Here is a 21,358-nt window from a genome sequence, read left to right as displayed (position 1 = left end):
GCTTGGTTCCACGTGGAACCGCGGTAACCAGGAAGCCCGGCCAAGCGCCGGGTTTCTTTTTGCCCAAACGTTCCACGTGGATCATGAGGCAAGCAGCACGAGGAGAGCCACGCCGTGCGTGGCTGCTTGTGATCTTGGTTCTTGCCGCTGCGGTTGTACAACCGAACCTTCTCGCGGCAGGGGACGTTCGAATCTCACGACAAGATCGGCAAGCAGGTCATGGTTCAACAGATTCCCACAACGTGTGGGTTTGCCCCCTGATTCCCAGCTCTAAGCTTTTAAAAACTGTATATAAATCTAAAGCTAGGCGGTGGTGGTAGAGCCAGATTTGGTTGAAAACTACCTTATCTAGTTGAATTTAAAGGTAAATATGGTGCTGAAACCCTCGGTAAAACAGGGTCTGAGCCTGGGGTTCAACCTGTGGATATCTTTCAGCGGCACCCAAGGCCGTTCTTTTATCCACAGATTGCACAGAGACTGTGCATAAGTCATACAGACCCCCTGTGGATAGCTAGAAATGGAATACGTCAATCTCGCGAGATCTGAGAACGCCTACCCTGCTCCGCGTTTCAGATTTCAAAGAATCAAGCGGGTGATCCCATCTGCCCGTGGGGAGTTCCATCCCGAAAGCGCGCGAATTCCTTGAAATCTGCACGGCTTCACCCTTGACGCTCTCTCAGATTTCAAAGAATTCACGGCGTCTCGAACGTGCGGCGAATCCACCCCGATGCAGTAAGCTGATCGATTCCCCCAGCCTCTCTTGCCGCAGCTGCGGCGCAGATCCGATCGCATGCACATCCGTCGTCTGTCCCTGCACCAGATCCGCCGCTTCGACAGCGTGGAACTGGCCCCGCAACCGGGCATCAACCTGATCACTGGCGACAATGGCGCAGGCAAGACCAGCGTGCTGGAAGCGCTGCACGTGATGGCCTACGGGCGCAGTTTCCGCGGTCGGGTGCGGGATGGGCTGGTGCGCCAGGGCCAGGACGCGCTGGATGTCTTCGTTGAATGGGACGAACAGCGTTCCGGGGCCGAATCGGCCACGCGCCGCAAGGCCGGGCTGCGCCACAGCGGGCAGGAATGGAAGGGACGGCTGGATGGCGAAGACGTTGCGCAGTTGGGAAACCTTTGTGCTGCCTTGGCCGTGGTCACGTTTGAGCCGGGAAGCCACGCGCTGGTCAGCGGTGGCGGCGAGCCGCGCCGCCGGTTCCTGGATTGGGGTTTGTTCCACGTGGAACCAGACTTCCTCGCCCTCTGGCGGCGGTACTCGCGGGCGCTCAAGCAGCGCAATGCCCTTCTCAAGCAAGGCGGGCACCCGAATGCACTGGATGCATGGGACCGCGAGCTGGCAGAAGCCGGCGAACCGCTCACCACCCGGCGCCAGCATTACCTGGACCGCCTGCAGGACCGAACCATTGGCCTGGCGCAGGATCTGGCCCCGAACCTGGGCATTCAGTCACTCACCCTGAGCCCCGGCTGGCGCAAACACGAGCTTTCCCTGTCCGACGCCCTGCTGCTGGCGCGCGAACGCGACCGGTTGGCGGGCTATACCTCCGTGGGTCCGCACCGGGCCGACTGGAGCGTGGGGTTTGCCACCATTCCCGGCCGCGACGCGCTCTCGCGCGGGCAGGCCAAACTCACCGCCCTCACCTGCCTGTTGGCCCAGGCGGAGGATTACGCAGAACAGCGCGGCGAATGGCCGGTGATCGCGCTGGATGACCTCGCGTCCGAGCTGGATCGTACCCATCAAGCCCGGGTACTGGATCGTCTGCGCGCAGGCCCGGCGCAGATATTCATCACCGCCACCGAAACGCCCGCCGCGCTGCAGGACCGCACCGATATCACCCGGTTCCACGTGGAACATGGCCACGTCCACCTTGTGCCATAGTGCCGGCAGGGGCCGAAGCGCCCGGCTGGTATAATTGCTGTTGCAACCCCTTATCCATCGGCGCCCCGCTTCCCGCGGCGGCCCGAACTGCGGAGCCTATGGCAAGCGCAATGACTGAAGAACAGAACACTCCGGCACCTACCGGCAATTACGACGCCAACAGCATTACCGCCCTGGAAGGCCTGGAGGCGGTCCGCAAGCGGCCCGGCATGTATATCGGCGACGTCCATGACGGCACCGGTCTGCACCACATGGTGTTCGAAGTCGTCGACAACTCCATCGACGAAGCGCTGGCAGGCCACGCCGACCACGTGGCGGTGACGATCCACGCCGACGGCTCGGTCTCCGTGTCCGACAACGGCCGTGGCATCCCCACCGGCAAGCACGGACAGATGAGCCAGAAGCTCGGCCGCGACGTGTCCGCTGCCGAAGTGGTCATGACCGTGCTGCACGCGGGCGGCAAGTTCGACGACAACAGCTACAAGGTTTCCGGCGGCCTGCACGGCGTCGGCGTCAGCGTGGTCAACGCGCTGTCGCAGAAGCTCACCCTGGATATCTTCCAGAGCGGCTTCCACTTCCACCAGGAATACGCCGATGGCGCGGCCGTAAGCCCGCTGGCCCAGGTCGAAACCAGCACCAAGCGCGGTACCACCCTGCGCTTCTGGCCGTCGGTGGTCGCGTTCCACGACAACGTCGAGTTCCACTACGAGATCCTGGCGCGCCGCCTGCGCGAACTCTCGTTCCTGAACTCCGGGGTCAAGATCGTCCTGGTCGATGAGCGTGGCGATGGCCGCCGTGACGACTTCCACTACGAAGGCGGCATCCGCAGCTTCGTGGAGCATCTGGCGCAGTTGAAGACCCCGCTGCACCCGAACGTGATCTCGGTCACCGGCGAATCCAACGGCATCACCGTCGACGTGGCGCTGCAGTGGACCGATTCCTACCAGGAAACGATGTACTGCTTCACCAACAACATCCCGCAGAAGGACGGCGGTACCCACCTTGCCGGCTTCCGCGGCGCGCTGACCCGTGTGCTCAACAACTACATCGAGCAGAACGGCATCGCCAAGCAGGCCAAGATCAACCTGACCGGCGATGACATGCGCGAAGGCATGATCGCCGTGCTCTCGGTGAAGGTGCCCGACCCCAGCTTCTCCAGCCAGACCAAGGAAAAGCTGGTCAGCTCGGATGTGCGTCCGGCCGTGGAAAGCGCGTTCGGGCAGCGCCTGGAAGAGTTCCTGCAGGAAAACCCGAACGAAGCCAAGGCCATCGCCGGCAAGATCGTCGATGCCGCCCGCGCCCGCGAAGCCGCGCGCAAGGCGCGCGACCTGACCCGCCGCAAGGGCGCGTTGGATATCGCCGGCCTGCCCGGGAAGCTGGCCGACTGCCAGGAGAAGGACCCGGCGCTGTCCGAACTGTTCATCGTCGAGGGTGACTCCGCAGGTGGTTCGGCCAAGCAGGGCCGCAACCGCAAGAACCAGGCCGTGCTGCCGCTGCGCGGCAAGATCCTCAACGTGGAACGTGCCCGCTTCGACCGCATGCTGGCCTCCGACCAGGTCGGTACGCTGATCACCGCGTTGGGCACCGGCATCGGCCGCGACGAGTACAACCCGGACAAGCTGCGCTACCACCGCATCATCATCATGACCGACGCCGACGTCGACGGTGCGCACATCCGCACCCTGCTGCTCACCTTCTTCTACCGGCAGATGCCGGAGCTGATCGAGCGTGGCCACGTCTACATCGGCCTGCCGCCGCTGTACAAGATCAAGCAGGGCAAGCAGGAGCTGTACCTGAAGGACGACCCCGCGCTGGATGCCTACCTGGCCAGCAACGCGGTCGAAAACGCCTCGCTGATTCCGGCCGAGAACGAGCCGGCCATCGAAGGCGTCGCCCTGGAAAAGCTGCTGCTGGCCTACGCCTCGGCGCAGGAAGCGATCGGCCGCAATGCCCATCGCTACGACCGCCAGGTGCTTGAAGCCCTGGTCGATTTCACTCCGATGGACCTGGAGCACCTGCGCAAGGCAGGCGCCGACGAAGGTCTGGCCGCACTGGCCAAGCGCCTCAACCAGGGCAGCCTGGGCTCGCCGCGCTTCAGCCTGGAACTGCAGGAACCCACCGAAGAGCGTCCCGCTGCGCTGCTGGTCACCCGTCGCCACATGGGCGAACAGTTGATCCAGGTGCTGCCGCTGTCGGCCTTCGAAACCGGCGAACTGCGTGCCCTGCACCAGTCCTCGCTGCTGCTGCACGGGCTGGTGCGTGAAGGTGCCAAGATCGTCCGCGGTGCCAAGTCGTCGGAGATCGGTGGTTTCGCCGATGCCCGCAACTGGCTGCTGGACGAAGCCAAGAAGGGTCGCCAGATCCAGCGCTTCAAGGGCCTGGGCGAAATGAATCCCGAACAGCTGTGGGACACCACCGTGAACCCCGATACGCGCCGGCTGCTGCAGGTGCGCATCGAGGACGCCGTGGCGGCCGACCAGATCTTCAGCACCCTGATGGGTGACGTGGTGGAACCGCGCCGCGATTTCATCGAAGACAACGCGCTGCGGGTCGCCAACCTGGATATCTGACACAATCGGCTCAGGGCCGGCCGGTTGCGACCTGCAACCGGCCTGGCCACCGCCTATTGCTGCCAGGAACCCGATGTCCGCTACCGCCCCGGCGTCCACCACGCCTCCGCTGCCGCCCGCCCTGCCCAAGGCGCCCCAACGGAAACCAGGCTCCCCGATCGCGGGATTCCTGATCGATCTCGGTATCGCCACGCTCTCGCTGCTCGCCTTGAGCATGGCCAGCGGCCTGCTATGGGGCCTCTACCGCGCCGTGATCGTGGTCCGCGACACCGGCGCGCAAGCGGCCGATGCGCTGGCCCAGCAGGTGGGCCAGCCTGGTGCGCTCGCGCAGATCCTGATGGCCGTGTTCGCCACCGGCGGCGCTGCGATTTTCCTGTACTTCCTCAGGCGCCGTGCCGACGCCACCGAGCGCCGCGCCTCGTTCGAGGCGGCCCGCCGGCCGTCCACCTGGGGCTGGACCGCGCTGGTTGCGGTGGGCGTGATCATCGGCAGCAACGGCATCGCCTGGCTGGCCCGGCAGGCGGGCATTGAACCGGTACCCACCAACCTGGCCCTGATGGAACAGGCGCTGGCCCGCTTCCCGTGGTTCCTGGCCGTGTTCGCGATCGTGCTGGCCCCGGCCTACGAGGAACTGCTGTTCCGCCGCGTGCTGTTCGGCCGCCTGTGGCAGGCCGGTCGTCCCTGGCTGGGCATGCTGCTCAGCAGCCTGGCGTTCGCGCTGGTCCACGAAGTGCCCGGCACCAGTGCCAACGGCCCGTGGGAAATCGCCCAACTGTGGCTGGTGTACGGCGGCATGGGCGCCGCGTTCGCGTGGCTTTACCAGCGTACCGGCACCTTGTGGGCCCCGATCGTGGCGCATGCGTTGAACAACGCCATCGCGCTGGCCGCGCTGGTATTCCTGGGCTTGCACTGATCCGACGGTTTGACAAAACCTTACATTCGGCCCGCCACACTGCAGACATGAACACGGGAGTCCCCGCCTTGAAACCCTTGCTGCTCGGACTTGTCATCACCCTGGCGCTCAGCGCCTGCGCCACCACCACCTCGCCCACCGGGCGCAAGCAGATGGTGGGCGGTGTATCGCAGGCCGAGCTGGACCAGCTTGGCGCGCAGGCCTTCGCCGAAACCAAACAGAAGCAGAAGATCAGCAGCGACGGCCGCCAGAACGGCTACGTGCAGTGCGTGGTCAATGCGCTGGTCGCGCAGCTGCCGCCTCAGTACCGTGGCGTACGGTGGGAGACCGCAGTATTCGTCGATGCCGAGCCGAACGCCTTCGCCTTGCCCGGCGGCAAGGTCGGCGTGAACACCGGCATCTTCACCGTGGCCAAGAACCAGGACCAGCTCGCCGCCGTGATCGGGCATGAGATCGGCCATGTCATCTCGCGCCACCACGAAGAGCGCCTGACCCGCCAGATGGGCGCGCAGACCGGCCTGGCCGTGCTTGGTGCGCTGGCCGGCGCGGCATACGGCGACGGCGCGGCCAGCACGGTCAACCAGCTCGGCGGTGCCGGCGCACAGGCCGCCTTCCTGCTGCCCGGGTCGCGCACCCAGGAAAGCGAAGCCGACGTGGTCGGCCAGCGGCTGATGGCCGAGGCAGGGTTCGACCCGGCCCAGGCGGTCAACCTGTGGCAGAACATGATGGCCGCCAGCGGCGGGCGTTCCCCGCAATGGCTGTCCACCCACCCGGACCCCGCCAACCGGATCCGGGAGCTGCAACGCGATGCCCCCGCCCTGACCGGTGTTTTCCAGCAGGCCCAGGCGGCTGGACGGCGCCCCAAGTGCGGGTGATTCGACTAAAGGATGCTGTATTGCAGCATCGGAAACGATTTCTCACGCCATCGGTTTCTGATACGTTTGGCGGCTCAGATTTTTCTGACAGTCCGTTTTGATGCCGCCGCGGCGGTTCGATCGAGGTGAAAGATGATTTTCCGCAACCACAAGCAAGCCGTGCTTTCCGTCCTCATCGCGACCGCCATTGGTGGCGTTGTGGTCACTGACGCCGTCGCCCAGACCCGCTCCACCGATCGCAGCGCCGATCGCCGTGGTGGCAAGAAGGACCAGGCCAAGGCTGAAGCGCTGTACCCGCAGGCCACCCGCGCCGAGCCGGACATCAAGGCATCGCCGAAGCTGGGCAAGCAGCTGCAGAAGATGATCGACAGCTACAACGATCAGAAGTTCCCCGAGACGCTGGCTGCGGCCAATGAAATCCTGGGCAACAGCGCCGCCAATGCGTACGACAAGTCGCTGGCCGCGCAGCTCGCCTCGCAGGCCGCCTACAACACCGACGACAACGCCGCTGCCAAGAAGTACCTGCTGCAGGTGCTGGAATTCAATGGCCTGGACAACAACGGCCACTTCCAGTCGATGTTGATGCTGGGCCAGCTGCAGATCCAGGACGACCAGCTTGCCGAAGGCCTGGCCACCCTGGACAAGTACTTCGCTGAAACCAAGTCGACCAAGCCGGAAGAGCTGATCATCAAGGGCCAGGCCCTGTACCAGCTCGAGCGCTACCAGGAAGCGGTGCCGGTGATCCAGCAGGCCATCGCCGGCGCCACCGAGCCGAAGGACAACTGGAACCAGCTGCTGATGGCCGCCCTGTCCGAGTCCGGCCAGACCGGTGAAGCAGTGAAGCAGGCTGAAGCCCTTGCTGCCAAGAACCCGGCCGACAAGAAGGCCCAGATGAACCTGGCCAGCATGTACCTGCAGGCCGACCAGATGGACAAGGCCGGTGCGGTCATGGACAAGCTCTTCAAGGGCGGCCAGCTGACCGAGGAGCGCGAGTACAAGCAGGCGTACTCCATCTACGCCAACTCGGACAAGAAGGAAGCCGAGGTCATCGCGGTGATCAACGATGGCCTGCAGAAGGGCATCCTGAAGCCGGATTACCAGGTGTACCTGGCCCAAGCCCAGGCGTACTACTACTCGGAACCGCCGCAGGTCGAAAAGGCGATCGAAGCGTGGCAGAAGGCCGCCCCGCTTTCCAAGGACGGTGAAACCTACTTGAACCTGGCACGTGTCTTGCATTCGGAAGGTCGCATTCCGGAGGCCAAGACGGCCGCCCAGCAGGCGCTGGCGAAGGGTGTGAAGAACCAGGCGGATGCCAAGAAAATCATCAACCTGAAGTAAGTAGGAATAACGCCTGAACGCCTGCGTGAGTGATGCGCAGGCGCTCAGGATTGGTATAAGCTTGGAGGTTCCTGCGGTGTCATGCACCGCTGATCATGGGCTATCTGTCCCCAGGTACCCGGCCCCACTAATGAGCTCTTGGCGCATGACGGAACAACTAGTCGTTCACAGGTACGAACAACGCGATGACACCGGCCTCAGCTGGCCGCGCATCGTGGGTATCGCCTTTGTAATCGCATTGCATCTCGCCGCCCTGATGCTGCTCCTCATCCCCGCCGTGGCCCCCAAGGCCGTGACGGAGAAGGAACGCAACATCATGGTGACCCTGGTCGACGCTCCGCCGCCGCCCCCACCGCCGCCGCCGCCGCCGCCGCCGACTGAAACGCCGCCGCCGCCGGTCAAGAACCTGTCGCCGCCCAAGCCCTCGCCGGTGCCGCCGCCGCCGCAGGCGCCGGTGATCGACGTGCCGGAACCGCGTCCGAACGACATCGTCACGCCGCCGAGTCCGCCGAGCCCGCCGCAGCCCCCGAGTTCCATCGAGGCCAGCGTCGATATCTCGTCCAAGGCCATGAATCCCCCGCGTTACCCGCCGGCCGCGTTCCGCGCAGGTATCCAGGGTGAAGTGATCCTGATCATTGATGTCGATGCCAACGGCAACGTCACCAATGTGTCGGTCGAAAAGTCCAGCCGTAACCGCGATCTGGACCGTGCAGCGATGGAAGCCGCCCGTAAATGGCGCTTCAACGCAGCCGAATCGGGCGGGAAGAAAGCTGCAGGTCGCGTCCGCGTCCCGGTCAACTTTGCGCTGAATTGATGGGCCGGGTGGCCTGCCGGCCACCCTCCTGTCACTTGAACCTAGCTACAACATTCATCACCACACACAACAAAGGTAAGCGTCATGCTGCAGGAACTCTTCATCGCCGCTGCTGCCGGGGGCAACCCGTCGAATGCCCTCTCGCAGATGGGCTTCGAGCATCTGATCCACGAAATGACCTCCAAGCCGGGCGACTTCGCCGTCTCCTGGGTCGTGCTTCTGACCCTGGTGATCATGTCGGCCATGTCCTGGTACTGGACCGTCATCAACATCTTCCGTGCTACCCGCCTGAAGAGCGCTGCTGACAAGGTCGTGAGCCTGTTCTGGGATACCCCGAACGCACAGGACGCCATCCGCGCCATGGAAGAACAGCCGGCTTCCGAGCCGTTCTCCAAGATCGCCCTGGACGCAGCCCAGGCTGCCGCCCACCACCAGCGTGCCGAAGGTGGCGCCACCGGTGGCCTGGGTGAAAACCTGAGCCGTTCGGAGTTCGTCGACCGCGCCCTGCGTCAGGCCGTGACCCGCGAAAGCAACAACCTGCAGTCGGGCATGACCCTGCTGGCCACCGTCGGTGCAACCGCTCCGTTCGTCGGTCTGCTCGGCACCGTGTGGGGCATCTACGGCGCGCTGATCAAGATCGGTGCAACCGGTTCGGCCTCCATCGACGCCGTTGCCGGCCCGGTGGGTGAAGCCCTGATCATGACCGCCATCGGTCTGTTCGTGGCAATCCCGGCCGTGTTCGCCTTCAACTTCTTCAGCAAGATCAACAGCGCCACGATCAGCAAGTTCGATACGTTCGCTCACGACCTGCACGACTTCTTCGCCACCGGTTCGCGCGTCCGCTAATTGCGACGCGCTGTACCCAGCGAGAACGTAGTCAACACGATCTAGACGGAGCCCGTTATGGCTTTCAGTAGTGGTAACAGCGGCGGCCCCATGGCCGACATCAACGTTACGCCCCTCGTGGACGTGATGCTGGTGCTGCTGATCATCTTCATCATCACGGCGCCCCTGATGTCCCATAAGGTCAAGGTCGACCTGCCTGAGGCCAACCTGGTGCAGAAGCCGGAAGATGCGGCTGATCGCAAGGGCCCCATCACCCTGGCGGTGAAGGAAGACGGCTCGATTTACTGGAACGACGAAGAGATCGACAAGCAGACTCTCGAGTCGCGCTTGGCGACCGCCGCCCAGCAGACCCCCCAGCCCCCGCTCAATCTGCGTGGTGACCGCACCACCAAGATGCGCGTCATCAACGAGATGACGAAGGTCGCGCAGGAGCAGGGCATGCTCGACGTTGGCTTCGTGGCCACCAAAGAGAAGGGGCAGTAAGCCATGGCATTCAGTTCTGGTGGTGGCAAGGGCCCAATGGCCGACATCAACGTTACGCCCCTCGTGGACGTGATGCTGGTGCTGTTGATCATCTTCATCGTTACCGCGCCGATCATGACGTACCCGATCGCCGTGGACCTGCCGCAGCGCGTGCTCAACCCACCGCCGCAGCTGGTCGAACCGCCGCCGCCGATCGAGCTGCGGATCGACGCCAGCAACCAGGTGTTCTGGAACAACAGCCCGGTTGCAACGGCTGAGCTCCAGCAGCGTATGGAACAGGAAGTGCAGCGTGACCCGACCAACCAGCCCGAGTTGCGCATCGACGCCAGCCCGGACTCCGAGTACGACGTGATGGCCAAGGTTCTGGCCGCCGCGAAGAACGCGCAGATGAAGAAGATCGGGTTCCAGCAGCAGCAGTAAGACGCAACACCAAGTCATGACGCGACTGGAAAGCGCCCCTGGAAACAGGGGCGCTTTTTTTGTTGGCGCGTTCGGCCATTGACATCAATCCGGGGCCGTTCCACCATGGTTACGCGCAAGCAACACATAGCCGAGCCATTGTGCATCCCACCTGGTCACCAGGTCCCGGCCGGCCCGGGTATATCCAAGGGAATCGGACTCACGGAGCCTCGCCCAGCATCGCTGGCCGGGGCTTTCGTTCTTGAGGCGCCTCCAGTACATCCGCGAATCGTCTTGGATCGGGTTCATCGTCCTGCCTTGCGCGTCCCCGCAGGATCTCTCCCAATAAAAGATTGAAGGAATAGCGTCCCTTGCCGGGATGCGGCTTGCGCGGATCAAGCGGATACGCGGATTGCACCAGCAGCAGCACACTGTTCGAGCCGTGCCGCTTCCACCGTTTAAGATTGAAGAAGACGCCATAGCGTTCGCCGCTGTCCAGCCGCACGGCAACATAGTTGTCCGCTGCGGTGCGCTCGCAGGATTGTCGCCCTTCGATCACGTGGCGAATGATCTCCGGAAGCCGCTTCGACAACGTGTATCGAACACCATCAAATGCGCGGCACTCGCGATTGTCGGAAATCATGTCGTCATCAGCTCCACGACGCTGCACAGAGAAGCAATGAAGCCCAAAGCCGACATACAGGACGACCTCCCGGCCGGGGTGCCCCTTAGCGGCAAGCAGGGCGTAGTTGAGACGAAAGGGATGCAGGTGATTCAAGGGGAAGGCCTTGCCCTGCCTGTCCCTGTGGGGCATCCAGCGGATTAGACCGCCTGACCAGTTGACCGCCATCCCTTGCTCCATGACACCGTGTTGTGCGTCAAGAGACTCGGGCTACAGGCGCCCCGACTTCAAGGCCAAAACAGTCACGCATGCGTCGGACACCCGCGTCCGGCTATGATCCGCGGATGCTTGCCACCTACCCCGCGCTTGCCGACTGGCTCCACTGGCTGGATGCGTTCCCGCACCTGCGCCCGCTGCTCATCGCCGCCTACGTGCTGTACCTGCTGTGGTTGATCGGCTGGATCATGCTGCAGAAGCGCGAGCCGGTGGCCACGCTCAGCTGGATCCTTTCGCTGGCCGCCCTGCCCTATCTGGGCCTGTTCGTGTACTACCTGCTCGGGCCGCAGAAGGTGAAACGGCAGCGCCTGCGCCGTGGCCGCGCGCGTTCCGGCATGGAGCACTACAGCAGCGTGTGCCCGCCCGATGCGGACTGCACCGAACTGGCCAAGATCGCCCAGGCCACCACCGGCCTGGCGCCCAGCTCGGCGACCGAAGTGGAGTGGCTGGTGGACGGCGCGCAGACCTATGCCGCGCTGTTGAAGGCCGTGGCCCAGGCGCGCGACCACCTGCACGTCGAGTACTACATCTTCAATCCCGACCACGCCGGTACCGCGCTGCGCGATGCCCTGGTCGAACGCGCCAAGGCAGGCGTGCGCGTGCGCCTGCTGCTGGATGCGGTGGGCTCGTCCGGCATCCGCACGCGGTTCCTCAAGCCGCTGCGTGATGCAGGCGCCGAAGTGGCCTGGTTCCACCCGCGCCAGCTGCTCAAACCGTTCAAGCGGCCGTGGATGAACATGCGCACCCACCGCAAGCTGGTGGTGATCGATGGCCGCGTCGCCTTCACCGGTGGCATCAACATCACCGACGAAGAAGACGAAAGCCGCCGGCCCGATGCCTACCGCGACCTGCACATGCGCCTGACGGGCCACGTGGTGCGCAGCCTGCAGCTGGTGTTCGTCGAAGACTGGATCTACGCCACCGGCGAACCGAAGGAGCGCTTCAACATCGCCCAGCTGTGGCCCACCGACATGCCGGGCCGCCAGGACGGCGCCATCAACGCCCAGGTGCTGGTCTCGGGCCCGGACTCGGGCTGGGAAACCATCCACCGCCTGCAGGTGGCCGCCATCCACGAAGCGCGCGAACGCGTGTGGCTGGTCACGCCCTATTTCGTGCCGGGCGAAGCCGCGCGCATGGCGCTCACCTCGGCCGCACTGGGCGGGCTGGACGTGCGCCTGCTGGTACCGAAGATGAGCGATTCCTGGTTCGTCACCCAGGCCGCGCGCTCCTACTTCGACGAGCTGCTGCAGGCCGGGGTGAAGATCTACGAGTACGGGCCGCGCATGCTGCACACCAAGGCGTTCATCGCCGACCACGACGTCTGCATCGCCGGCAGCGCCAACTTCGACCACCGCAGTTTCCGGCTCAACTTCGAACTGTCGATGATGATCAGCAGCCCCGAGTGCGTAGCGGAACTGGAGAAAATCCTCATCGCGGAGTTCGCCGCTTCCACGCCCGTGCGCAACGACCGCCAGCGCTCGCTGTGGCTGCACCGGGTCCCCGAGGCGTTCGCCCGCCTGGCCTCCCCGCTGCTGTAGCCGCCACGTGGAACCGCCCCCCGCCCCGGCGCTACACTGCGCAGGTCAACGGGGAGAATGACAATGTATTGGCTGTTCCTGCTGCTGTCGCTGGGCTGTTTCACCTTTGCCATCAAGACACCGTCCACCGGCATGATGATGTTGTGGCTGGCCGGCGCACTGGTGTTCCTGCTGGCCTGGATCCGCGGCCGCTACCTGGCCAGCTTTGGCGGCAGCCAGCGGGATGCGGCCGGGTCGCACGATATCTACAACGCGATCGACCCTGCCGAGCTGCGCCGGCTGCGCGAGCAGGCCCAGGCCCGGCGCGAGGCCGACCGCGACCCGAATGACCTTCCCCCGAGCCTATGACCCACCTCAGCGTCAACGTGAACAAGATCGCCGTCCTGCGCAATTCGCGCGGCGGCCAGGACCCTGATGTACTGCAGGCGGCCACCGCCTGCCTGGACGCCGGTGCCCACGGCATCACCGTGCACCCGCGCCCGGATCGTCGGCATATCCACGCCGAGGACGTGCTCACCCTCTCGGCGCTGACCACCGCGCGCGGCGTGGAGTTCAACATCGAAGGCAACCCGTTCGCCCCACCGCGCCTGGGTTACCCGGGCCTGCTGCCGCTCTGCGCGCAGACCCGCCCCGCCCAGGCCACCCTGGTGCCCGACAGCGACGGCCAGCTCACCTCCGACCACGGCTTCGACTTCAGCCGCGACGCCGACCGCCTGCGCCCCTTGATCGCCGAACTGAAAAGCTACGGCTGCCGGGTCAGCCTGTTCGTGGACGCCGGCAACCCGGACCTGGCCCAGGCCGCCGACATCGGCGCCGACCGCATCGAGCTCTACACCGGCCCCTATGCCGAGGCGCACGCCGCAGGCGACGCCACCGTCATGCTCGCCCTGTTCGCCAACGCCGCCCGCCGCGCCCAGGCCGCCGGCCTCGGGGTCAACGCCGGCCACGATCTTTCCCAGGAAAACCTCCGGGATTTCCTGCAAACGGTCCCGAACGTCCTCGAAGTCTCGATCGGCCACGCCCTGATCAGCGAAGCCCTCTACGCCGGCCTGGACGCAACGGTAAAGGGCTACCTCGCCCTCCTTTGATGGATCCCGCGCAAACCGCGGCTCCGGGCCCTGCCCGGATGCTCTTCGCTGGGACCCAACTGCGCTGAAGAATCCCCTGTGGATAACCCTGGGGAACAAACCCCAACCATTCAGCCCAAACCCAACAGGGGCGCGGATTGCGCTTCCCATCGACCCTGTGGTTAGTAATACTACTAACCCATGCATGCCGCTCCGCCCTCTGCCACGCTCCACCCAAGGTCTCAACCCCTGAGACGTCTCGCCGGTAGCCTCTGAAGATGGGTATCGCAATCAAAGGCCGTGGTTCCACCACACACCTCGCCGGACGTTTCGAAGTCACGGTCAGCGAAGCCATGGACGACGGCTGGGAACCGGAAACCAGCGAAGAATTCGCCGCCCCGCGCCTGCGCACCGAAGTGCGCGCCGAAACCGCGCGGAGCATCATCAGCCGCAACAAGTCCCCCGATGTAGGTTTCAGCCAATCGGTGAATCCGTACCGCGGCTGCGAGCACGGCTGCTCGTACTGCTTCGCGCGCCCCTCGCACGCCTTCCTCAACCTGTCCCCGGGCCTGGACTTCGAAACCAAGCTGTTTGCCAAGACCAACGCACCGCAGTTGTTACGCAAGGAACTCTCGCGGCCCGCCTACACCCCGCAGCCGATCGCCCTGGGCATCAACACCGACGCCTACCAGCCGATAGAACGCAAGCTCAAACTCACCCGCCAGCTGATCGAAGTGATGCTGGAAACCCAGCACCCGTTCTCGCTCATCACCAAGAACGCCCTCGTCGAGCGCGACATCGACCTGCTCGCCCCACTGGCGGAAAAGAACCTGGTCAGCGTGCATTTCTCGGTGACCTCGCTGGACCCGCACCTGTCGGCCCGCCTTGAGCCGCGCGCATCGGCCCCGCACGCGCGCCTGCGCGCCATGCGCCGCCTGCACGAAGCCGGCATTCCGGTAGGCGTGATGGTGGCCCCGGTGATTCCCTGGATCAACGATTCCGAGCTGGAAGCGGTGCTCGAAGCATCACGCGACGCCGGCGCCAGCACCGCCGGCTATGTGCTGCTGCGTTTGCCTTTGGAAGTGGCACCGCTGTTCCGCGACTGGCTCGATACGCATCACCCGGACCGCGCCGCGCACGTGATGAGCACCATCAACCAGCTGCGTGGCGGCAAGGACTACAACAGCGAGTTCGGCACCCGCATGCGCGGCGAAGGCGTCTACGCCGATCTGCTCTCCAGCCGTTTCAAGCTCGCCCGCAAGCGCCTGGGCTTCGACGCGCAGAACAGCCATTGGCCGAAGCTGGACTGCACGAAGTTTGTTCGGCCGCTGCCGCCGAGGGAAGAGTCGCCGCAGGGGTCGTTGTTCTGAATCCCAAGATCTACGACGAAGCCGCTAAGAGAACGGAAGCGGCCAAGACCAACGCTGGAGGTGAGGGCTGTGGCTGCACAAACTAAACCTGTTCTCTATCTTGCTGCAGTTCTTTTATTGGCAGCTTGCAATAGCACGTCAGTAAATTTGAGAACAGGGGAAATTCCTAATGCGACCAACTGCCGTCCGACCTCTGCAATCGCCGATGAAATAGCTGGATCACAGATGGCATGCCATCAAGGAATTGCGGGAGATGGAGTTCAAGTGCTTATTTCGAACGCAAATAGGCGCGTGTCCGTGCGCAGTGACACGGCTGAAAGAGAGATGACATCGATCTTTATTCGGCCGGCTAGCGCAATAGGCGAGGAAGGCCCTGTCAGGTTCGATGCGTTCTATTCGCAGGGCTTGTTTGACCTGAGGGGAAAAACTGGCTGCGTAGGCGTGTTGGAAGATGGAACAGCGGAGATCAAGAAGTCGGCAAATACAACTACCCTGCACTACAAACTCCAGTTTCGGCTTGTGAGTCCGCTCGGTTGGCCGGAGGACTGCAAAGAACCCCATCGCATAGCAGGAGCTGTTGAGCTGTAGAACCCGCGGGCAAACACCGGCACCGCTTGGCACCAACGCAGGGCAATTTGATGGCACCTTCCCGGCTCTGGTACAACGGATTCGGGCGCTACGACGCCAGTGTCGGCAGCTACATTCAGAGCGACCCAATTGGGCTGAGTGGAGAAGGATCAAGCTGGTAAGGTTCCAAGCGGACTTTCTTTGAGAAATGTAAATGAAGATGAGTGGTCAGGCCCAAAGATGGACACTTCTTGGAGCGCGCACGATCTCCTTGGTCGCTTTCTTCTATGCGCAGTTCAAGGCGGTCAGCACATACAAGCAACTACGCGAGTGCGTGGAACAAGTAGCGCAGCCGGTGGTAATCGAGCTCTGCCAGAATTATCCGGTTTCGATTGAGGGCTACATCTATCTCATCATTGCATCTGTTCTTGTCCTCTTCATTGCTTCTCACCTTCTTGACAAGCAAATCTGAAGTTCGCCTCCTGACCCCAGGTGAATCGTGTAGCCATCTGGATGGTGAGTCCTCTGCCCTGTAACCTCCACCAAGACAGTGAGCCGGCCCGCTTTCCGGCAGAGGTGTCTGCTCCGTCGCCCGTCGCGGCCGCCGCGTGAGGATTCGCCGCAGGGGCAGTTGTTCTGAAGCGTCACACGCCGATACCATTCCGCAGGAGCTGCTCATGGAAGGCAAGAGGACAATCGCACCACCGCTCTCCCCGAAAGAAAGAACACGCCTCTGGGTCGGTTTCCTCCTCTCATGGATCGCGTTGCCTGGGTGCTGGACACCGGCACCGACCTGGTCACGTTTTCAACGGAGCGCGTGATGGACATTGAGAGCTACCTCGCACTCATGCACTTTCACCCCAAGTGGAAAGAGTACGGGCTGGTACCGGCGGACCAGCTGCAACTGCTGATGGAGAGCTACGAACCTGGCATGGAGGATGCTTCCGAACACGACCGCAATGGCGTCTTCCATTGGTGGCTGAAGCAATCTCCGTCGAAAGACGTTCTGCTGAAGCTGGTCGAGCTTTCCTACCTGGACGCTGACCAGCTGATGGCCGACGACGTCAGACGACACATCACCAAGAGTGAGCGCTTTGACAGAGAAGTCGCGCAAGCGATCGCTCGCGGCGCCATCAAAGAGCGTTGAGCTGGGTGCGGCGCGCCCGGGAAAGCAGGATGTCCGTACGCGCCCGCAGCCGTTCCGGATGCTGGGCATAGAGATCAGGTGCCCATGTGTAGGCAACCACCATCGCAGCCTCTTCGTCCGACAGCGCATCCAATGGCTTGGTGAACAAGCGCTGCGAAAGGGAGTTCAACCCCTGCCCCTCTCCGTTGTAGGCAAGGCTCGCATAGAGTCCCAACACCTCGTCCTGTGACAGGTGCAGGGAGACAAGCCGCTCCCACAGGAAGCTTCGCACGTGCCAGTCAAGCATGCCTATGCGGGGCAGCCAGCGGGAGTGCAACTGACGCGCCACCACTGCGGACGGCAACGCGCCATCATGCTGTGCGCGGATGTAGGCGCGAACCTTTGCAGGCGGCGAACGATCCAGCGGATCTGCATTCTCCAGGACGGTTCGCATGTGATCGCGATGCGGCCAGAACACCAATGCGTCATAGATCAGGAATGCCACGGCGGGCGCCAGCATCAGGGTGCACACGATGGCGATCAGTACTTTTGCGCGGCGCTTCATGTGCCCTCCTATCCCTGAATGACAGATCCATGGCCTGGCTGTACGACCTCGCCACCACGCCCGCCAGACAGCATATCGCCCTGGCATCCGCCCGCGCATGCAGGAAGTGAAGACGCAGGTCTCACCGATTTCACCTGCGTTCGCGCAGCCTCTGGGTGCCAGCTGCACACGCAGCATCAAGACGGAGCGAAGTACCGATGAACACCCGAGTTGATTACCCTGATCGAGGCGCCCTCGGGCCCGACATCGCCGTTGTGACTGAAACATCCATCATCGAACCCGCACCCGAAAGCGCGGTTTCGTGGGGCGCGATCCTGGCCGGTGCCGTCGCCGCCGCAGCGCTGTCGCTGGTTCTGCTGATCCTCGGCGTCGGGCTGGGCCTGTCCTCGGTATCGCCGTGGGCGTTTGATGGCGTCTCGAAGGAAACCTTCGGCTGGGGCAGCATCGTCTGGCTGACCTTCACCGCCCTCGCTGCCTCCGGCTTGGGCGGCTATCTGGCCGGCCGCCTGCGCACCAAGTGGACCCGCCTGCACGGCGATGAAACCTACTTCCGCGATACCGCCCATGGCTTCGTCTCCTGGGCCGTCGCCACCCTCCTCACCGCCGGCCTGCTGACCTCGGCCATTGGCGGAGTGCTCGGCACCGGCGTCAAAGCTGTCGGCGCAACTGCAGGTGCTGCAGCATCCACCGCCGGTGTTGCGGCCGCAGGCGCCGGCACCGCCGCCGCCGCGGGTTCGGACCAGGGCGACCTGAACTACTGGGTGGACTCGCTGTTCCGCACTGGCAGCATGCCCGCACCCATGCCCGGCCAAACGCCGGCTGATCCGGCCGCACCGGTCGATCCGTCGGCGATGGTTCCCGCGGTGGGTGCTGCAAACGCTGCACCGCCGCGCCCGCTGCCGCCGCAGGGCCCGCGACCGGGCGGCGACCGCCGTGAAGTGCGTGCCGAGGTGAACCGCATCATCGTCACCAGCCTGCAGTCCGAAGCCCTCAACCCGGCAGACAAGCAGTACCTGGCGCAGGTGATTGCCCGCGAGACCGGCATGAGCCAGGCCGAGGCCGAGGCCCGGGTTACCGAAACCCAGACCCGCATGCGTGCTGCACTGGAAGAAGCCAAGAACACCGCCAAGCAGGTGGCCGACGATGCGCGCAAGGCTACCGCCTACGCGGCACTGTGGCTGTTCATCACCCTTTTGATCGGCGCCTTCTTCGCCAGCCTCAGTGCCACCTGGGGCGGCCGTCGCCGCGACCTGTAACTTTTCAATCGACAAGGAGACTTCCCATGAAGACCCTGCTGCTCTGGGCACTCGGCGTACCAATCCCGCTGTTGATCCTCTACGCGATTTTCTTCTGAGCATCGCAACCCTGTAGACCATCAGGCCGCCTATTGGGCGGCCTGATGCGTTGCACAGTAAACTTGCTTTGGAAGTAGAGCCCTACAGCGCAAATGGAATGCCTCATGACCAATACCCAAGGGAAGCCGCATCAGCGCGGCGCAACCATCAAGATCCTTACCACCCTGCTTGTTGGCGCCTTGTTCGCTCCGGCAGCGCAGGCGTTCGACGCGGCGCAATGGCAGGCCGTAGCACCCGCGATCCAGGCAGCTGTTGAATGCCGCGCAAAGCCCGATACCACTGCTACGGCCTGGAAGGCGCTGCCCCGCGACGAATCCGGTGCCATTGAGGCAATCAAGCCACCCGTGCCCTTCACGGTGTTCGGTCTACCGGTGCAGGAAGTGTCCATCTTCATCGACGCGGACGGCGAACTGGGTGAGAGTTACACCGCAACCCTGGGTGCCAACGCAACGGCGGTGCGCAAAGCTGCAAAACTCGGCACGGCGGGTGGACGCACGACTACGATGGGGGAACTCATGCTGGGCGAGGGCGTAGCGCCGCAGCTGACCTGCACGGTTGCGGGCACGTACGATGAAAGCGATTATCAGGAAAACTGATCGATCTGCCGGGCTCAACTACTCGCCATCCCGCCCGGCAAGCTTCATGACCCAGCCAGGCACCGTGGGCTCGCCCGCGTAGAAGGACTTCGGCACCTTTTCGGCCATCGCCCAACGCTGTATCCAGCTCATGCCGCTACCGCCGTTGTAGCCGTCGGCGTGCTGGTAGGCAGGATCCTGCAGCGCAGCTTCCAGCGAAATGAAGCGGTAGCCGCGCCGACGGGTGGCGGCTATCAGCTCGCCTACACAATCGGCATTAAGCGCATTGGCATGCATCAGCCAGACCTGCGCCGGCAGCCGGCCGAGTAGTTCCTGCGAGCGTTGTTCGTAGTAGTCGAGCTTGTTCAGCATGTACGGCACGTAGCCCCGGCGCAGCTGCTGCATCAGCGCATCCCGCTTGACCGGATCGCTTTCGGTGTCGCGCACATGGTCGTAAGCAAAGGCCCAGATCCATTCGCTGTTGTCGATCGTGACCGGGGCGATCTCATAGCCGTGCTGCTGCAGGAACGCGCCAAGTTCAGCGCGCACCTGAGGCGACTGCCCGGCATGCAGGTAGGGATGCCGGAACCAGCGCGGCACCTGCCCGGTTTCGGCCAGCAGTGGGCGCAGGGTGGCTTCACCGCGAAGGATGTCCTGCTCGTAAGCCTGCAGCGGCATCGCATGCAGGTCGACGTGCCCGAAGGTGTGGTTGCCCAGCTCGAACCCGGCATCACGCCAGTCGCGCAGCATCTGCACGCGCGCAGGTTGCACCTGGCCGCCGACCTCAAGCTTGGCTTCATTGACGAAGCCCACCACCGGCACGTTGGCCTGCTTCAGCGCGGCAAGCAACCTGGCGTGTTGGGCGGCGAGCTCCGGCTCGGTACGTTCGCCCAGCCGCTGCCAGGGAAGATCGTCGATGGTCAGCGCGATGCGCCGATCCGGTTCGGCCGCATGGGCGATACCCGAAATGCACGCGAGCGCCAGAACGACACAGCAAGCCCATCCCTTTCGCACCCGCAGCTCCCATCTTGATAGCCGGTCCAGCATAGCTCCGTCGCCGGTCACCCTCAAACGCTGGGCCCAGGCATGCCACTACCTGTCGTGCCCTCCCCGGGGGTATGGTTGCGAGAACTTCCGGAGGTACCCATGAAGACTCCCGGCAAACCAGCCTCCCAGACGCACCATTTGGAATCGGGGACGCCCTCGGCGTTGTTCGTCGCATTGCGCAATCTGCTGCTGGCCCACAAGCAGGCGCTGGCGGTCGTGCACGATACCGACACCCACTTCTACGCCAACTGCAAAGACGATGACAGCAAGGGCAAGGCGCAGTTCTTCGGGGCGGTGAAAGTCTCTGCCAGAAAGCACGCCTTCCACTTCATGCCGGTCTACGACTTTCCCGAGCTGCTGCAGAGCCTCAGTCCTGGCCTGAAGAAGCGCATGCAGGGGAAATCATGCTTCAACTTCGACGTCATCGATCCCACCCTGCTGCAGGAGCTCCAGCAGCTGATCGAACAGGGCGTCTCCCGTTACAAGGCAGCTGGCAAACTCTGAAGCAACGGTCAGACCAGCAGGACTTCGCAGGCCACCCTCCCCGTCGCAGTTTCTGAGAGCCGGAACGGTAATGCTCTCGCCCATGCTCCCGCCCGACTTCCGATGGATCAAACCCGCCGCCACCGCCTACGACGAAACGGTGATCGCCCATGGCGACACGTGGGTGGTCCACATCTATCAACCCGAGCGAGGCAGGGAATGGGTGGCCATGCTTGATGCGCATCGGGAGCCGGAAGGCCGGCGGCACCGGCGCTGCACCGCCTTTGCCAATGGCAAAACCGGCGCCGAGCTATGGGTGCAGCGGGAGCAGGCGCGGCTTCGGTTGGAGGTACAGCAGCGCTTGGGATGACTCAGCTGCCATCACCACGGATCCGCCGTGCCTTTGCCCGGCGGAACCACAGCCACCCAACAACACCTACCAAGGCGGCGGCGATCAGGTACGGACCGAAGGTTCCAATAAACCATCCCACGTACCAACCCAGCTTGTAACCCGCGCTATAGCCTGCTTCGTGGGAAGCGGCATCGGCCGCTGCAGCCAATGGAACAAGTACCGAGAGCATGGTCAAACGTTGAAATGCCTTTTTCATGAAGCTCCTTTGTTGTCCACGTTGATCAAGCGC

Annotated in this window: 24 protein-coding genes; 20 read left to right on the top strand and 4 right to left on the bottom strand. The window is 63.7% G+C overall.

The genetic code is table 11. The features are described from left to right. Positions 1-790 precede the first annotated feature (790 nt). The 9 genes from recF to QE395_RS18570 all read left to right on the top strand — a co-directional run bounded on the left by recF (position 791) and on the right by QE395_RS18570 (position 10,147). Positions 791-1,888 (top strand): DNA replication/repair protein RecF, encoded by a 1,098-nt coding sequence (gene recF / locus QE395_RS18610; RefSeq protein WP_306990309.1) that lies wholly within the window; start codon positions 791-793, stop codon positions 1,886-1,888. Between the two features lie 110 nt (positions 1,889-1,998). Continuing rightward, positions 1,999-4,458 (top strand): DNA topoisomerase (ATP-hydrolyzing) subunit B, encoded by a 2,460-nt coding sequence (gene gyrB, locus QE395_RS18605; RefSeq protein ID WP_068848023.1) that lies wholly within the window; start codon positions 1,999-2,001, stop codon positions 4,456-4,458. A gap of 73 nt (positions 4,459-4,531) precedes the next feature. After that, a complete protein-coding gene (locus QE395_RS18600) occupies positions 4,532-5,371 on the top strand; it encodes a CPBP family intramembrane glutamic endopeptidase (RefSeq protein ID WP_306990305.1) in 840 nt (279 codons plus the stop codon). A gap of 68 nt (positions 5,372-5,439) precedes the next feature. After that, positions 5,440-6,246 (top strand): M48 family metallopeptidase, encoded by an 807-nt coding sequence (locus QE395_RS18595; RefSeq protein ID WP_093535447.1) that lies wholly within the window; start codon positions 5,440-5,442, stop codon positions 6,244-6,246. 132 nt (positions 6,247-6,378) lie between these two features. After that, on the top strand, positions 6,379-7,584 hold the full coding sequence (locus QE395_RS18590) for a tetratricopeptide repeat protein (RefSeq protein ID WP_093535445.1): 1,206 nt from the start codon (positions 6,379-6,381) through the stop codon (positions 7,582-7,584). Positions 7,585-7,840: 256 nt separating this feature from the next. After that, a complete protein-coding gene (locus QE395_RS18585; RefSeq protein WP_184126410.1) occupies positions 7,841-8,398 on the top strand; it encodes an energy transducer TonB in 558 nt (185 codons plus the stop codon). A gap of 84 nt (positions 8,399-8,482) precedes the next feature. Then, on the top strand, positions 8,483-9,244 hold the full coding sequence (exbB, locus tag QE395_RS18580) for a TonB-system energizer ExbB (RefSeq protein ID WP_068848033.1): 762 nt from the start codon (positions 8,483-8,485) through the stop codon (positions 9,242-9,244). Between the two features lie 57 nt (positions 9,245-9,301). After that, positions 9,302-9,727 (top strand): biopolymer transporter ExbD, encoded by a 426-nt coding sequence (locus QE395_RS18575; protein ID WP_068848035.1) that lies wholly within the window; start codon positions 9,302-9,304, stop codon positions 9,725-9,727. 3 nt (positions 9,728-9,730) lie between these two features. Then, entirely contained in the window at positions 9,731-10,147 is a 417-nt protein-coding gene (locus QE395_RS18570) for a biopolymer transporter ExbD (protein WP_068848037.1), read from the top strand. A 199-nt stretch (positions 10,148-10,346) separates the two neighbouring features. Here QE395_RS18570 and QE395_RS18565 read toward each other — a convergent pair whose 3' ends face one another. Beyond that, positions 10,347-10,976, bottom strand: coding sequence for a hypothetical protein (locus QE395_RS18565; RefSeq protein ID WP_141236165.1), 630 nt, complete (start codon positions 10,974-10,976; stop codon positions 10,347-10,349). A gap of 116 nt (positions 10,977-11,092) precedes the next feature. Here QE395_RS18565 and cls point away from each other — a divergent pair, with 116 nt between their 5' ends. The 7 genes from cls (at position 11,093) to QE395_RS18530 (ending at position 16,713) form a co-directional block, all read left to right on the top strand. Next, on the top strand, positions 11,093-12,562 hold the full coding sequence (gene cls, locus QE395_RS18560; protein WP_095362392.1) for a cardiolipin synthase: 1,470 nt from the start codon (positions 11,093-11,095) through the stop codon (positions 12,560-12,562). Between the two features lie 63 nt (positions 12,563-12,625). Further along, entirely contained in the window at positions 12,626-12,910 is a 285-nt protein-coding gene (locus QE395_RS18555) for a hypothetical protein (RefSeq protein WP_095362393.1), read from the top strand. Beyond that, positions 12,907-13,650, top strand: a complete 744-nt coding sequence (locus QE395_RS18550) for a pyridoxine 5'-phosphate synthase (RefSeq protein WP_095362394.1) — start codon at positions 12,907-12,909, stop codon at positions 13,648-13,650. Before QE395_RS18555 ends, QE395_RS18550 begins: the two co-directional genes overlap by 4 nt. 257 nt (positions 13,651-13,907) lie before the next feature. Beyond that, a complete protein-coding gene (locus tag QE395_RS18545) occupies positions 13,908-14,999 on the top strand; it encodes a PA0069 family radical SAM protein (RefSeq protein ID WP_095362395.1) in 1,092 nt (363 codons plus the stop codon). A gap of 69 nt (positions 15,000-15,068) precedes the next feature. Continuing rightward, positions 15,069-15,587 carry a hypothetical protein gene (locus QE395_RS18540; RefSeq protein ID WP_141236166.1) on the top strand — a complete coding sequence of 173 codons (519 nt, stop codon included), beginning with the start codon at positions 15,069-15,071 and terminating at the stop codon, positions 15,585-15,587. A 193-nt stretch (positions 15,588-15,780) separates the two neighbouring features. Next, on the top strand, positions 15,781-16,038 hold the full coding sequence (locus QE395_RS18535; RefSeq protein WP_095362396.1) for a hypothetical protein: 258 nt from the start codon (positions 15,781-15,783) through the stop codon (positions 16,036-16,038). 282 nt (positions 16,039-16,320) lie between these two features. Beyond that, positions 16,321-16,713 carry a hypothetical protein gene (locus QE395_RS18530; protein WP_255220444.1) on the top strand — a complete coding sequence of 131 codons (393 nt, stop codon included), beginning with the start codon at positions 16,321-16,323 and terminating at the stop codon, positions 16,711-16,713. Here QE395_RS18530 and QE395_RS18525 read toward each other — a convergent pair. Beyond that, the gene (locus QE395_RS18525) at positions 16,700-17,257 is read right to left on the bottom strand and encodes a transglycosylase domain-containing protein (RefSeq protein WP_176472563.1); all 558 of its coding nucleotides are present in this window, start codon (positions 17,255-17,257) and stop codon (positions 16,700-16,702) included. The genes QE395_RS18530 and QE395_RS18525 overlap by 14 nt on opposite strands. Positions 17,258-17,454: 197 nt before the next feature. On the opposite strand from QE395_RS18525, the gene QE395_RS18520 reads away from it, so the two are divergent. Both QE395_RS18520 and QE395_RS18515 read left to right on the top strand, forming a co-directional pair. Further along, entirely contained in the window at positions 17,455-18,513 is a 1,059-nt protein-coding gene (locus QE395_RS18520; RefSeq protein ID WP_306990296.1) for a hypothetical protein, read from the top strand. 203 nt (positions 18,514-18,716) lie between these two features. Then, positions 18,717-19,208, top strand: coding sequence for a hypothetical protein (locus tag QE395_RS18515; RefSeq protein ID WP_095362398.1), 492 nt, complete (start codon positions 18,717-18,719; stop codon positions 19,206-19,208). A gap of 18 nt (positions 19,209-19,226) precedes the next feature. Here QE395_RS18515 and QE395_RS18510 read toward each other — a convergent pair whose 3' ends face one another. After that, positions 19,227-20,207, bottom strand: a complete 981-nt coding sequence (locus QE395_RS18510; protein ID WP_255220450.1) for a polysaccharide deacetylase family protein — start codon at positions 20,205-20,207, stop codon at positions 19,227-19,229. Between the two features lie 126 nt (positions 20,208-20,333). Between QE395_RS18510 and QE395_RS18505 the strand changes: the two genes are divergently transcribed. Next, positions 20,334-20,738, top strand: a complete 405-nt coding sequence (locus QE395_RS18505) for a hypothetical protein (protein WP_141236167.1) — start codon at positions 20,334-20,336, stop codon at positions 20,736-20,738. Positions 20,739-20,808: 70 nt separating this feature from the next. Further along, positions 20,809-21,087 (top strand): hypothetical protein, encoded by a 279-nt coding sequence (locus QE395_RS18500; RefSeq protein ID WP_095362400.1) that lies wholly within the window; start codon positions 20,809-20,811, stop codon positions 21,085-21,087. Between the two features lies 1 nt (position 21,088). On the opposite strand, the gene QE395_RS18495 is transcribed toward QE395_RS18500, so the two are convergent. Beyond that, positions 21,089-21,325: a hypothetical protein gene (locus tag QE395_RS18495; RefSeq protein WP_141236168.1), complete on the bottom strand. Its 237-nt coding sequence runs from the start codon at positions 21,323-21,325 to the stop codon at positions 21,089-21,091. Between the last annotated feature and the right edge of the window lie 33 nt (positions 21,326-21,358).

This window comes from Stenotrophomonas sp. SORGH_AS_0282, from assembly GCF_030818125.1.
GTDB classification, from domain to species: Bacteria; Pseudomonadota; Gammaproteobacteria; order Xanthomonadales; family Xanthomonadaceae; genus Stenotrophomonas; species Stenotrophomonas rhizophila_A.
This window is presented reverse-complemented; position numbering and strand designations above follow the sequence as displayed.